Raw genomic sequence first — 12,454 nt, 5'->3', positions numbered from 1 at the left:
CGCACAGGCAGCACGAAACGCGCGCGTCACCCGGAGGGGTGCTTATCCCTCGCGCCGCAGGGCGGCCGGAGTGGTACCGAGCTGCGTGCGCAGCACCCGCGTGAGGTGCTCCTGGTGTGAGAAGCCGCAGCCGGCCGCGATGTCGGCGATCGGGTCGCTGGACGTGCGCAGCAGCAGCCGGGCCTGCTCGACGCGCAGCTTCAGCAGGTACTGGTGCGGGGGCAGGCCGGTGCGGGCCTTGAAGCGGCGGGCGAACCGGCTCACGCTCAGCCCGGTCACGGCCGCAAGCTCCGGCAGCCCCAGGGGTTCCGCGAGCCGCTCGGCCATCAGGTCGCGCACGCGGCCGAACTGCCGGTCCGACAACGCGGCGGGCGCCGCCGGGGCCGGTTCGGCGGCGGTGCCCCCGGCCCGGTGGCGGCGGGCGAGGTGCGTGGCCACGAGGGCGCACAGCTGGTCGGCGTACGTGCGGGCGCTCGGCTCCCAGTCGCGGACCACGCCGTCGAGCGAGAGCAGGAGCTGCTCCAGCAGCGGGTCGACGGTGCCGAGCTCCTCCGAGAGCCGGATCGGCGTATCGGTGCCCGCGGCCTCCTGCACGGCCGAGTCGGCGACGTACACGTGCAGCGTGTCGAGCTCCCCGCCCAGCTCCACGGACAGGTCCGCGTGCGAGGGCTGCAGGAACAGCCCACCGGCCGGCACGCGCCGGCTCTGCTCGCGGGGCGTACCGACCCGCCGGCGGACCGTCACGGGCCCGGCGAGGTGCAGGATCAGCTGGTGGGTCGGCGCGGCCCCGAACAGGCCGCGGTGGGGCCGCTCGTGCTGCTTCGACAGGTAGAGGTGCTCCCAGCCGAGACCGGCGCTGGTGCGTTCGGGCCGGATCCAGGGCAGCGCGAGGATGCCGTTGGTGTCGGCGGCCGAAAGCTCACCCACCCGCGCCCTCCTTGTCACGCCGTCTCCGAACACCACGAGTGTAGGCGCCCACGCGGCTCCGCCGGACGCGTGAAGGCCCGCCGGGCAGGTCGGCGGGCCTTCACGGGCGGCTCGGGCTCTCGGACCGGTCGCGACACCCCGGTTCGGGGATGCGCGGGAGGTCCGTATCCGGGCGGTGCGCGGGCCGCTGGGGCCGCGGAGGTCGGCTGCCGAGCGGGCCTGACGTGGGTGGCTTGTGCAGGTTCAGTCGGTGACGCCGGGGCTCATGCCGACGCCCGCCGGCCGCGCCCGAAAGCGCGCACGTCCACGACCACGCTGCGTTCGGCCTGGCCCTCGCCACCGTGTCTGCTTCCGCGCCCCGGCCGGTCCGTGGCGGCGCGGTTCGTACTTCCCGAACAGCACCGGCCTCCCCGGCCGAACGCTCGGCTGGGACAGCCCAGCCGAGCGAGCCGGCTCAGAGCGGGTTGAACTGCCCGAGCGGTGCGGTGCAGAACGGGCCGCCCACGAACTCGGCGGCGGCGCCCGTCGGGGCGGGCTTGCCGGCGAGCTGGTCGGCGTAGGTCTCGGCGTTGTCGAGGGACTTGTAGCCCAGCGCTTCGGCCTCGGCGAGCGAGTAGACGCGGCGGGTGTTGTCCGAGACGCCCCAGACCAGGCGGTAGCCGGGAGAGGGTGCGCTGAGGCAGGCCTCGAACAGGCGCGCGCCGTCGTCGGGGGAGAGCCAGGTGGTCAGGCCGCGCGGGCCGAGCGGCAGCGGTGTCTCGAAGCACGAGCCGATGCGGATCACGATCACGTCCATCGCGAACCGCGACGCGTACAGGCTGCCCAGCGACTCGATGGCCGCCTTGCTCACGCCGTAGTACGTGTCCGGGCGCGGGCTCGAGTCCGCGGGCAGCCCGGCGGCACCGGCGTCGGCGTTGCGGCGGAAGCCCACGGCGTGGTTGCTCGACGCGAGGATCACCCGCTTGATCCCGGCTTCGCGGGCGGCTTCGAGCACGGTGTGGGTGCCGTTGATGTTGACGTCGAGCGTGGCTTCCCACGTGTTCTCGCGGCTGTGGCCGCCGAGGTGGATCAGGGCGTCGGCACCGGCGCAGGCCGCCGCCATCGCCTCGCGGTCGGTGACCGAGCCGGTCACGATCTCGACGGCCTCACCGGTCTCGGCCGGGGCCTGCTCGGCCAGGTCGAGCAGCCGCAGCACCCGGCCGGGCTTGCGCAGCCGCGGGCGCATGAGGGTGCCGACGATGCCTGCCGATCCGGTGATCAGCACGCGCTGGTCTGCCATGGGGTTCCTCTCGAAACGCTTCGCAACAGGGGAATGGCGGCGGTCAGCGGATGCCGGCCCGGCGCAGCTGCTGCCCGAGCTCGGCGGTCGTCTCGGCCAGGAGCTCGCCGACGCGCTGCACGTCGGCGTCGGTGACCTGGCCGACCGGCATCGAGCAGCTCATCGCGTCGGTGCCGGGAATGCGGTAGGGGATCACGGCGGCGACACAGCGGACGCCGAGCGTGCCTTCCTCGATCTCGGCGGCGTAGCCGACTTCACGGGTGCGCGCGAGGTCGGCGTGGAGCTGCTCGCGAGTGGTGATGGTGTGCGGGGTGAGCGGCGGGAGCTTCGCCGGCATCAGCTCTTCGATCTCGTCGTGCGTCAGCTCGGCGAGCAGCGCCTTGCCCAGCGCCGTGGCGTGGGTGGGCAGCGTGCGGCCGACGCGCGAGACGAGGTGCGTCGAGTGCTGCGACTCGCGGGTCTCGAGGTACACGACCTCGGTGCCGTTGCGGCGCGCGAAATGCGCGGTGAACCCGGTCTTCTCGCGGATGCGCTCCAGCGCCTCCGTGGCGAACGGGACGATCGCGTCGCGGTCGAGGTAGGCGGTGCCACAGATCAGCGCGCGCACGCCGAGGCGGTAGCGCGCGGTGTTCGCGTCGGCTTCGAGCCAGCCGGCTTCCAGCAGCGTGCGCAGCAGGCCGTGGAGGCTGGAGCGCGGGAAGCCGGTGCGCGCGTGCAGGTCCGAGAGCGACAGCCACACGTCGTTGGCCGCGAACGTCTCGATGAGGTCGATGGCGCGCCGCGCGGACTTCACGCCAGCGCTCTCCGCACCGGGCGTCGCGATCCGCTCCGCGGTGGCCGGCTTCTGCGCCATGTGCGTCCTCCAACCGGGCCGTTGACTTGTGACTCCGGCCATATTAGCGTCCCGAACAGCATTCTTATGGATGAACATAATCAGCATAACAGACTCCATTCAAGAATGTGAACACCGGGGCGGTCTCGAGCGATCAGACGGCGGCGGTGGGATCGTCGAACCCGTGACCGGGCACGCCACCCGGACGCCCCGACGAGGACGGAAAGAGCAGAAACTGATGGCACAGCCCAAGATCGAGCTGGACGGCCTGCTGGCGTTCCCGCTGACGCCGTTCACCGAGGACCTCGAGGTGAACCTCGACGGGTTCGCGGAGAACGTGGAGAGCCACGTGGCCGCCGGCGCGGGGGCGTTGTTCGTCGCCTGCGGCACGGGCGAGTTCTCCTCGCTGTCGCCCGACGAGGTCGCGGCGCTGCTGGCGCGGGCGCGCGAAGTCGTGGCCGGGCGCGTGCCGGTGTGGGTCGGGGCGGGTGGCGGTGCGGCCGCCGCGCGCGCGGGCGTGGCCGCGGCGCAGGCCGGTGGCGCCGACGGGGTGCTGCTGCTGCCGCCGTACCTGGTGTCCGGGCCGCAGGCGGGGCTGGTCGATTTCGTGCGGTTCGCCGTGGGCGGCACGTCGGTGCCGGTGATCGTGTACCACCGCAGCACCGGGGTGTTCACGGCGCCGTCGGCGGCGCGGCTGCTCGACATCCCGTCGATCGTCGGGCTCAAGGACGGGTACGGCGACGCGGAGGTGATGACGCGCATCGTCACCACCATCCGGTCGCTGGGCACGCAGCGGTCCGCGGATTTCCTGTTCTTCAACGGGTTGCCGACGGCGGAGGTCTCCGCGAAGGCGTACGCGGCTATCGGGGTGGCCCGGTATTCCTCGGCGGTGCACTGCTTCGCGCCGGAGATCGCGCACCGCTTCCACCGTGCGCTGGCCGAGGGCGACACCGAGGTGATGGACACGTTGCTGGCCGGGTTCTACCTGCCGCTGGTGGCGTTGCGCGACGAGACGCCGGGCTTCGCGGTGTCGCTGGTCAAGGCCGCGGCGCGGTTGCGCGGGGACAAGGTCGGCACGGTCCGGCCGCCGCTGGTGGAGCCGACGACCGAGCAGATCGACCGGCTCGGCGGGATCGTCGAGCGCGGGTTCGAGGTGCTCAAGGGGATCGAGGGCCGATGAACATCCGGGATGTGGTGCTCACGCCCGTCGCGTTCGCGGATCCGCCGCTGCTGAACGTGATGGGGGTGCACGAGCCGTTCGCGTTGCGCAGCGTCGTGCAGGTGGTGTGCGACGACGGGGTCGTCGGCCTGGGCGAGTCCTACGGCGACGCGGCGTTTCTGGGTGAGGTGCGCAAGGTCGTGCCGGAGCTGGCCGGGCACGACGTGTTCGACCTGCCGGGGTTGAAGCGGATCGTGACGCGCGTGCTGGCCGGGACGGTGCTGACGGACGAGCACGGGCTGATCGGCGGGTTCTCCATCCGCAAGACGATCGCCAGCGTGTATTCACTGTTCGAGGTCGCGTGCCTGGACGCGCAGGGGCAGGTGCTCGGGCGTCCGGTGGTCGATCTGCTGGGCGGCAAGGCTCGAGACGCCGTGGATTTCTCCGCGTACCTCTTCTACAAGTACGGCGCGCACGTCGGGGCCGAGGCGGATTCCTGGGGCGAGGTGATCACGCCGGAAGCTCTCGTCGGTGAAGCGCGGCGGATGGTCGAGCAGTACGGGTTCCGCTCGATCAAGCTCAAGGGCGGCGTGTTCGAGCCGGACCAGGAGATCGAGGGCATCCGCGCGTTGGCCGAGGCGTTTCCCGGGCACCCGTTGCGGATCGACCCGAACGCCGCGTGGACCGTCGAAACGAGCATCCGCGTGGCCCGGGAGCTCGACGGCGTGCTGGAGTACCTCGAAGACCCGACGCCGGGCATCGAGGGCATGGCCCGGGTCGCCGCCGAGGCGAGCATGCCGTTGGCCACCAACATGTGCGTGGTCAACTTCGGCGACATCGAGCCCGCGTTCCGCGCCCGCGCGATCGGGGTTCTCCTGTCGGACCACCACTTCTGGGGCGGGATGCGCGACACCCAGGCGCTGTCGGTCCTGTGCGAGACCTTCGGGGTCGGGCTGTCGATGCACTCCAACAGCCACCTCGGCATCAGCCTGGCCGCGATGGTCCACGTGGCCGCGGCGACGCCGCACCTGACCTACGCGTGTGACACGCACTGGCCGTGGAAGACCACCGACGTGATCGTGCCCGGGGTACTGGATTTCATCGAGGGCGCGGTGGCGGTGCCGGACAAGCCGGGGCTGGGCATCGAGCTGGATCAGGACGCGCTGGCCCGCGCGCACGAGGACTACGTCCGATGTGGACTGACGAAACGGGACGACGTGACCTACATGCGCTCCTACGTACCGGACTTCGCCCCCAACACGGCCCGGTGGTGATCCCGTGAAGGTGACCGGATACGCCTACTCCTGGGACGTCCTCGGCGATCCCGGCTTCGTGGAGCGCGTGCAGGACCTGGAGGTGGACGAGGTCGCCGTGGCGCTGACCTACCACAGCGCCCGGGCCGCCACGCCGTACTCCGCCGAGCGCACCTCGGTGATCGCGCGCACGGCGGCGAGCTACCGGCCCGTGCGCGACGAAGCGTGGCAGGGCCGGGAGCTGCGTCCGTCCACTCCGGACTGGGTCGCGCGGCCCGACAGCGGCGGCGACGCCGTGCGCCTGCTCAACGCCGCCGGGATTCCCGCCGCCGCCTGGATCGTGCTCACGCATAACTCGCAGCTGGGCACGGCTTTTCCGCAGTACACCGTGCAGAACTGCTTCGGCGAGTCCTATCCGTGGGCGCTGTGCCCGGCTCAGCCCGCCGTGCGCGAGTACGCCGCGACACTGACGGCCGAGGCCGTGGCGGGCCTGGAGCTCTCGTCGGTGATCCTGGAGGCGTGCGGCCCGCTCGGCGCGGTGCACCAGCACCAGCACGAGAAGACCGACGGCGTGTGGGCGCCGGGCGTGGCGCGGCTGCTGTCGATCTGCTGCTGCACCGCGTGCGGCGAGGGCTGGACCGGTCTCGACGCCGCCGAGGTGCGCGAGACACTGCGCACGGAGGTCCGCAGGCTGCTCGACACGGCCGACCTCACCGTGACCGCGGACCGGCTGCCGGTCGCGCTCAAGGACATCGTGCTCGCCGGACGTCAGCGCGCCACCGACGCGTTGCGCGCCGCGGTGCTCGCCGAGCTGGCGCCGGGCACGCGGATCGTGCTGCACGGCGCGCTCGACCCGTGGGTCACCGGCGCGCTGCCGGGCCTCACGCCGACCGCGGCCGGCGACGCCGCCGTGGTGGTGCTGCAGAACTGGGCGCCGGGCCAGGGCAGCGTCGACGCCGTGGCCGCGGCCCGCCGGGCGCTGCCCGAGAACGTCGCGGTGGGCAGCTACATCACCGCCGTCGCAGCGAGCCCCGTGCCCGACATCGACGCGTACGTGACCGAGCTCGGCAAGGCCGGCGCGGCCGAGCTGCACCTCTACCATCTGGGCTTGGCGGGTCCCGGCCGGTGGCCGGACCTGCACGCGGCCACGGCGGCCGCACACAGCCTGCCCTGAAACCGTGCCCGACCCTGAGCGATCCACCGAGGAGACACGTTCCACCATGAGCCGAGAAACCTCCGCACCGGAGCTCGAGCGCACCCTCGCCGCCGCGGCCGCGGCCGCCCGCCCGTTCGCGGCGAGCACGCCCGCCGAGCGCGCCCGCTGGCTCGAAGCCGCCGCCGACGCTCTTGACGCCGAAGCCGAGGAGCTGATCGCCCTCGCCCACACCGAGACCCACCTGCCCGCCGCGCCGCGCCTGAAGGGCGAGCTCGCCCGCACCACGTTCCAGCTGCGGCTGTTCGGCCAGGTCCTGCGCGACGGCGCGTTCCTCGGGGCCACCGTCGACCACGCCGACGCCGAATGGCCCATGGGCCCGCGCCCCGACATCCGCCGGGTGCTCGTGCCGATCGGCCCGACGCTGGTGTTCGCGGCCAGCAACTTCCCGTTCGCGTTCAGCGTCGCGGGTGGCGACACGGCGTCCGCGCTGGCCGCGGGCTGCCCGGTGATCCTCAAGGCGCACCCGGGCCACGAGGAGCTGTCCACGCGCACGGGCGAGATCGTCGTCGGCGCGCTCGCCGCCGCCGGGGCGCCCGCGGGTGTGTTCGCCGTGATCCACGGGTTCGAGCAGGGCGTGACCGCGCTCAAGGACCCGCGCGTCCAGGCCGCGTCGTTCACCGGCTCCGTGCCGGGTGGGCGCGCGCTGTTCGACATCGCCGTCTCGCGGCCCACGCCGATCCCGTTCTACGGCGAGCTCGGCAGCGTGAACCCGGTCGTCGTCACGCCGGGCGCGGTCGCCCAGCGCGGCGAGGCCGTGGCGAAGGCGTACGCGGGGTCGTTCAGCCTCGGGGCCGGCCAGTTCTGCACGAAGCCGGGCCTGCTGTTCCTGCCGGAGGGCCACGGTCTCGACGACGTGCTGCGCGAAGCCGTCGGCGCCGTCGCGGGCCAGCCGATGCTCAACGAGCGCATCGCGCAGGGCTTCGCGCACAAGCTCTCCGAGCTGCGCCAGGCGCCGGGCGTGACCACGGTGGTCGACGGCACGCATCAGGGCGAGTCGTTCACCCCGAGCCTGCTCTCGACCACGGCCAAGGAGTTCCTGGCCGGCGGCGAAGCGGTGCGCGAGGAGCACTTCGGTCCCGCGTCGCTCATCGTCACCTACAGCGACGCCGACGAGCTCATCGGCGTGCTCGACACGCTGGAGCCGGGCCTGACCGCGACGGTGCAGGGCGAAGCCGACGAGGCCGACTACGTCCGCCCGCTGCTGCCCGCGCTGACCCGTTTGGCCGGGCGGCTGCTGTGGAACGACTGGCCCACCGGCGTCACGGTGAGCTGGGCGCAGCAGCACGGCGGCCCGTACCCGGCCACCACCGCGCCCACCAGCACGTCGGTCGGCACCGCCGCCATCGAGCGGTTCCTGCGCCCGGTCGCGTGGCAGGGCTTCCCCGACGCGCTGCTGCCCGAGCCGCTGCAGGAGGACAACCCGTGGCAGCTGCCGCGGCGCACGGACGGAGCGCGCTGACCGGTTTTCCCGCCTGAGTCTTCCGCGGCGTCACCACAACTGAATTCCCCTTCGAGGTCCCCGAAAATCCCGCAAGCCAAGGACGTCTTGATCCTGGGAGGCATTGTCATGCCCGTAAACCGGAGAACTGCCCTGCGCGGCGGCGCCGTCGCGGCCGCCTCGGTGGCCCTGACCGCCGCCGCGCACCCCGCTCTTGCCGCGGGCGCCGTCGCGGCGGGTTCCGTGCCCGCCGCGAACGGTGCGGCCATGGACCCGCTGAAAGCGATCGTGGCCGGCTACCGCGAGCTGCAGACCGGGATCAACCGGCCGTCACCGGAGCGCACGGCCGCGCTGCAGAACCTCGGCCGCGTCGCGAAGGCCTACAACGACACGATGACCGTCACCGGCGGTCCACTGTGGACCGACCTGCCGCTCGGACCGGGCAGCGACTACACCACGTTCATGTACGCGCGGCTGCGCGCCATCGCCGTCGACTGGGGTACGCCGGGCGGCACGCTCTCGGGCGACCCGCAGGTGCTCGACCGCATCAAGAAGGCGCTCGAGCTGATCTACGCCAGCCAGTACAACCCGCAGGTCGGCGAGATCGGCAACTGGTACACCTACGAAATCGGCGTGCCGTACTACGTACTGCACACCCTCGTCACGGTCGCCGACGAGCTGACGGCCGACGAGCTCGCGCGCTACGTCAGCCCGATCAAGCGGTTCGTGGGCAACCCCAATGTGCGGGCCAACAGCCCGGGCACGGTCGAGACCGGCGCCAACCGCGCCGACAAGGCCCTGATCTCCATCGTCTCCGGCGCGCTCATCGGCGACACCGCGTGGATCAAGACGGGCATCGACGCACTCACCGACGTCGCCGGCGGCGGCGCGGCGAGCCTCGTGGCCAAGCTGGACAAGGCCGGCAGTGACGGCTTCCACGTGGACGGCTCGTTCATCCAGCACGACACCATCCCGTACCCCGGGCACTACGGCATCGTGCTGCTGACCGCGCTCTCTGGCGCGATCCACGTGACCGAGGGCACCGAGTACGCGCTGCCCGAGGACCTCAAGCAGAAGATCTACGCGCTCGTGCCCGACACCTTCGCCCCGTTCGTCTACGCGGGCGCGCTGATGGAGCCGGTGCGCGGGCGGATGCTCTCGCGCCAGGGCGAGACCGGCCACGACATCGGGCACCAGCTCACCGTCGCCACGCTCGTGCTGGCGCGCGCGGCCACCGGTGCGGCCAAAGCCGAGCTGTCGGGCCTCGCGGCGAAGTGGATCTCCGAAGGCACCTACGCGCCGTTCCTGGAGATCCCCGACCCGGAGCGGTTCGCGCCCGGCCCGGATCTCGTGGCGACGCCGGGCATCGAGTTCGCGCAGGAGATGCTCGCGACCCACGTGCGGCCGACGCCGATCACGGCGACGCACCGGATCTTCGGCCAGCAGGACCGGATGCTGCACGTGACCGAAGGCTGGTCGAGCTCGCTCGCGGTGGGGTCCACCCGGATCTCGCGCTACGAGTCGATCAACGGCATGAACCAGCACGGCTGGTACGTCGGCGACGGCGTGCTCTACCTGTTCCTGCCGAACGCCAAGGGCCACTACTCCGACGCCTACTGGCCGACCGTCGACCCGCTGCTGCTGCCGGGCGCCACCACCAAAGCCGGACCGACGGGCGCGCTGCAGTCCACGCCGATGTCGACGAAGGCCCACGTCGGCGGCGTGCGCTGGGACGCGCGCCACGGCGCGTACGCGATGGACTTCGTGTCGCTCGACGGCACGCTCACCGCGAAGAAGTCGTGGTTCTTCACCCCGGCGGGCGTCGTCTGCCTCGGCGCGGGAATCACCGACACGTCGGGGCAGCAGGTGCGGACCACCATCGAGAACCGCAGCCTGGGGGAGAACGGCCGGGGCACGCTGCTGGCCGACGCACGGCTCGTGTCGTCCGCGCCGGGGCGCACGACGTCGCTGCGCAACCCGCGCTGGTTGCACCTCGACGGTGCCGCCGGGAACGTCGCCGGCTACGTGCTGCTCGACAAGGCCGAGGTGACCGCGCTGCGCGAGGACCGCACCGGTGCGTGGCGCGACATCGACACGGGCGCGAACACCAAGGGCACGACCGATCCGTACACGCGGCGTTACCAGAAGCTGGTGATCGAGCACGGAGTGAAGCCGTCGGACGCGAAGTACGCGTACGCGGTGTTGCCCGCGGCTTCGGTGGTGAGCACCGTCGCTTCGGTGCTGGCATGGCGAGTGCGGGCGAACACAGCCGCCGTTCAGGCGATTCGGCTGTGGGACAACACACTCCTCGCAAACTTCTACAAGGCTCATACTGTAGATGAGGTGACTGTCTCAGGTCCGGCTTCCGTGGCCCTGGGACGCAGCGGCTCGGGCTGGCAGCTCGCCGTCTCGGATCCGACGCAGTCGCAGGACAGCGTGCGGGTGACGGTGCGGCGCCAGACCGTGGAGGTCCCGCTGAAGGGCACCTTCGGCGCGACCCAGGTGGTGCACCTGCCGCGCTGACCCCAGGTTTCCCTGCCGGGCCGGTGATTCCCCGCCCGGCCCGGCAGGGCCCCACTTCCGAATCTCGTTCTGCCCGTGCCCGGCGGAAAAGCGCATTCCGACGGTACGATCTCGGGAACACACTCGAGCCGGGGAGAGTGATCACGATCGCCACGCACGTCGACGTCCTCGTGGTGGGTGCGGGGTTGTCCGGGATCGGGGCGGCGTGCCGCCTCCAGCTTCGGACCCCCGGCAAGACGTACGCGATCCTGGAGGCCCGCGACTCGATCGGCGGGACCTGGGACCTCTTCCGCTACCCGGGCATCCGGTCCGACTCGGACATGTTCACGCTCGGTTACCCGTTCCGGCCGTGGAAGGACCCGAAGGCCATCGCCGACGGGCCCTCGATCCTCGGCTACATCCGCGCCACGGCCGAGGCCTACGGTGTCGAGCGCCACATCCGCTTCGGGCACCGCGTGGTGTCCGCTTCGTGGTCCTCGGCCGACGCCCGCTGGACGGTGGAGGCCGAGCACGACGGCTCGACGGCCACGTACACGTGCTCGTTCCTGTACCTGTGCAGCGGCTACTACAGCTACGACAGCGGCCACGTCGTCGACTTCCCCGGTCGCGAGGACTTCGCCGGCGAGATCGTGCACCCGCAGCACTGGCCCGCGGACCTGGACTACGCGGGCAAGAACGTGGTGGTGATCGGCAGCGGCGCCACCGCCGTGACGCTGGTGCCGGCGATGGCGCCCGAAGCGGCTTCGGTGACCATGCTGCAGCGCTCACCGAGCTACGTCGTCGCGCGCCCCGGAGCCGACGCGCTCGCCGACCGCCTGCGGGCCGTGCTGCCGGAGAACCTGGCGCACCGGCTGGTGCGCGGCAAGAACGTGGTGATGGGCACGCTGTTCTTCCAGCTCATGCGCCGCCTGCCCGAGCGCGCGGCCGCGGTCTTGCGCGACGGTGTGGCCAAGCAGCTGCCGCCGTCCATCCCCGTCGACCCGCACTTCGTGCCCGACTACAACCCGTGGGACCAGCGCCTGTGCCTGGTGCCCGACGCCGACCTGTTCCGCGCGCTGCGCAGCGGCAAGGCCGACGTGGTCACCGACCACATCAGCCGCTTCACCCCGGACGGCATCCGGCTCGAGTCCGGCCGCGAGCTGCCCGCCGACATCATCGTCACCGCGACCGGCCTGCGGATGGTCGCGTTCGGGCAGGTCGCGCTGACCGTCGACGGCCGCGAAATCAACCCGGGCGAGCAACTCGTCTACAAGGGCATGATGTTCGGCGGCATCCCCAACCTGGCGTGGTGCGTGGGCTACACCAACAACTCGTGGACGCTGCGCGCCGACCTCGCCTCGCAGTACGTCTGCCGGCTGATCTCGCACATGGACCGCCACGGTTACGTCGCGTGCGCCCCGGACCCGGGCCGCGCCCCGACCACGGGCCTGCGCCCGGTCGTCGACCTGATGTCGGGCTACATCAAACGGGCCACTCCCGCCCTGCCGAAACAGGGCGGGCGCCGCCCGTGGGTGATGCGCCAGAACTACCTGCTGGACCTGGCCGACATGCGCCTCAACCGGCTCGACGACGGCGTCATGGCCTTCCGCCGGGCGGACGAACGCATCCCGGCGCCGGCCTGAGGCCGCGGCCGAGCACAAAAAAGGGGCGCCACCCACCTGAGGTGGATGGCGCCCGACGCTGTGCAGCTCAGCCCTGGCGAGCCTTGTTCCGCGGGTTGTCACGGTTGATCACGAGGACCTTGCCGTGCCTGCGGATGACCTGCGCCCCCTGCTGGCGAGCCAGCGACCTGACCGACGCGCGAACCTTCATGGCTACCCGTCCTCT

General features: G+C 72.0%; 10 protein-coding genes. 6 read left to right on the top strand and 4 right to left on the bottom strand.

Features of this window, described 5'->3' with window-relative positions; all coding sequences use genetic code 11:
• Window positions 1-42 precede the first annotated feature (42 nt).
• From ACQPXB_RS29360 to ACQPXB_RS29350, 3 genes are all read right to left on the bottom strand, one after another.
• The gene (locus tag ACQPXB_RS29360) at window positions 43-927 is read right to left on the bottom strand and encodes a helix-turn-helix domain-containing protein (RefSeq protein WP_432845185.1); all 885 of its coding nucleotides are present in this window, start codon (window positions 925-927) and stop codon (window positions 43-45) included.
• Window positions 928-1,381: 454 nt separating this feature from the next.
• Complete coding sequence (locus tag ACQPXB_RS29355) at window positions 1,382-2,206, bottom strand: NAD-dependent epimerase/dehydratase family protein (RefSeq protein ID WP_432845183.1); 825 nt, start codon at window positions 2,204-2,206, stop codon at window positions 1,382-1,384.
• A 43-nt stretch (window positions 2,207-2,249) separates the two neighbouring features.
• On the bottom strand, window positions 2,250-3,059 hold the full coding sequence (locus ACQPXB_RS29350; RefSeq protein ID WP_220241887.1) for an IclR family transcriptional regulator: 810 nt from the start codon (window positions 3,057-3,059) through the stop codon (window positions 2,250-2,252).
• Between the two features lie 217 nt (window positions 3,060-3,276).
• Here ACQPXB_RS29350 and ACQPXB_RS29345 point away from each other — a divergent pair, with 217 nt between their 5' ends.
• The 6 genes from ACQPXB_RS29345 to ACQPXB_RS29320 all read left to right on the top strand — a co-directional run bounded on the left by ACQPXB_RS29345 (window position 3,277) and on the right by ACQPXB_RS29320 (window position 12,249).
• Window positions 3,277-4,218, top strand: a complete 942-nt coding sequence (locus tag ACQPXB_RS29345; protein WP_366583524.1) for a 5-dehydro-4-deoxyglucarate dehydratase — start codon at window positions 3,277-3,279, stop codon at window positions 4,216-4,218.
• Entirely contained in the window at window positions 4,215-5,471 is a 1,257-nt protein-coding gene (locus tag ACQPXB_RS29340) for a glucarate dehydratase family protein (RefSeq protein WP_432845182.1), read from the top strand. The genes ACQPXB_RS29345 and ACQPXB_RS29340 overlap by 4 nt, the downstream gene beginning before the upstream one ends.
• A gap of 4 nt (window positions 5,472-5,475) precedes the next feature.
• Entirely contained in the window at window positions 5,476-6,624 is a 1,149-nt protein-coding gene (locus ACQPXB_RS29335) for a hypothetical protein (RefSeq protein ID WP_432845181.1), read from the top strand.
• Between the two features lie 46 nt (window positions 6,625-6,670).
• Window positions 6,671-8,125: an aldehyde dehydrogenase (NADP(+)) gene (locus tag ACQPXB_RS29330; protein ID WP_432845180.1), complete on the top strand. Its 1,455-nt coding sequence runs from the start codon at window positions 6,671-6,673 to the stop codon at window positions 8,123-8,125.
• A gap of 108 nt (window positions 8,126-8,233) precedes the next feature.
• Window positions 8,234-10,627, top strand: coding sequence for a polysaccharide lyase 8 family protein (locus ACQPXB_RS29325; RefSeq protein WP_432845178.1), 2,394 nt, complete (start codon window positions 8,234-8,236; stop codon window positions 10,625-10,627).
• A gap of 146 nt (window positions 10,628-10,773) precedes the next feature.
• Window positions 10,774-12,249, top strand: a complete 1,476-nt coding sequence (locus ACQPXB_RS29320) for a flavin-containing monooxygenase (RefSeq protein ID WP_432856833.1) — start codon at window positions 10,774-10,776, stop codon at window positions 12,247-12,249.
• A 67-nt stretch (window positions 12,250-12,316) separates the two neighbouring features.
• Here ACQPXB_RS29320 and rpmJ read toward each other — a convergent pair whose 3' ends face one another.
• Window positions 12,317-12,439, bottom strand: a complete 123-nt coding sequence (rpmJ, locus tag ACQPXB_RS29315; RefSeq protein WP_326836634.1) for a 50S ribosomal protein L36 — start codon at window positions 12,437-12,439, stop codon at window positions 12,317-12,319.
• Between the last annotated feature and the right edge of the window lie 15 nt (window positions 12,440-12,454).

This window comes from Amycolatopsis sp. CA-161197 (genome assembly GCF_050942255.1).
Taxonomy (GTDB): Bacteria; Actinomycetota; Actinomycetes; order Mycobacteriales; family Pseudonocardiaceae; genus Amycolatopsis.
The sequence above is the reverse complement of the archived record's forward strand: the minus strand, read 5'-3'. Positions and strand labels throughout refer to the sequence as shown.

What these genes read in the sequence shown, in the direction of transcription:
- rpmJ (WP_326836634.1), bottom strand. Translation starts at nt 12,439, where the DNA reads ATGAAGGTTCGCGCGTCGGTCAGGTCGCTGGCTCGCCAGCAGGGGGCG.
- ACQPXB_RS29330 (WP_432845180.1), top strand. Translation starts at nt 6,671, where the DNA reads ATGAGCCGAGAAACCTCCGCACCGGAGCTCGAGCGCACCCTCGCCGCC.
- ACQPXB_RS29350 (WP_220241887.1), bottom strand. Translation starts at nt 3,059, where the DNA reads ATGGCGCAGAAGCCGGCCACCGCGGAGCGGATCGCGACGCCCGGTGCG.
- ACQPXB_RS29345 (WP_366583524.1), top strand. Translation starts at nt 3,277, where the DNA reads ATGGCACAGCCCAAGATCGAGCTGGACGGCCTGCTGGCGTTCCCGCTG.
- ACQPXB_RS29340 (WP_432845182.1), top strand. Translation starts at nt 4,215, where the DNA reads ATGAACATCCGGGATGTGGTGCTCACGCCCGTCGCGTTCGCGGATCCG.
- ACQPXB_RS29325 (WP_432845178.1), top strand. Translation starts at nt 8,234, where the DNA reads ATGCCCGTAAACCGGAGAACTGCCCTGCGCGGCGGCGCCGTCGCGGCC.
- ACQPXB_RS29355 (WP_432845183.1), bottom strand. Translation starts at nt 2,206, where the DNA reads ATGGCAGACCAGCGCGTGCTGATCACCGGATCGGCAGGCATCGTCGGC.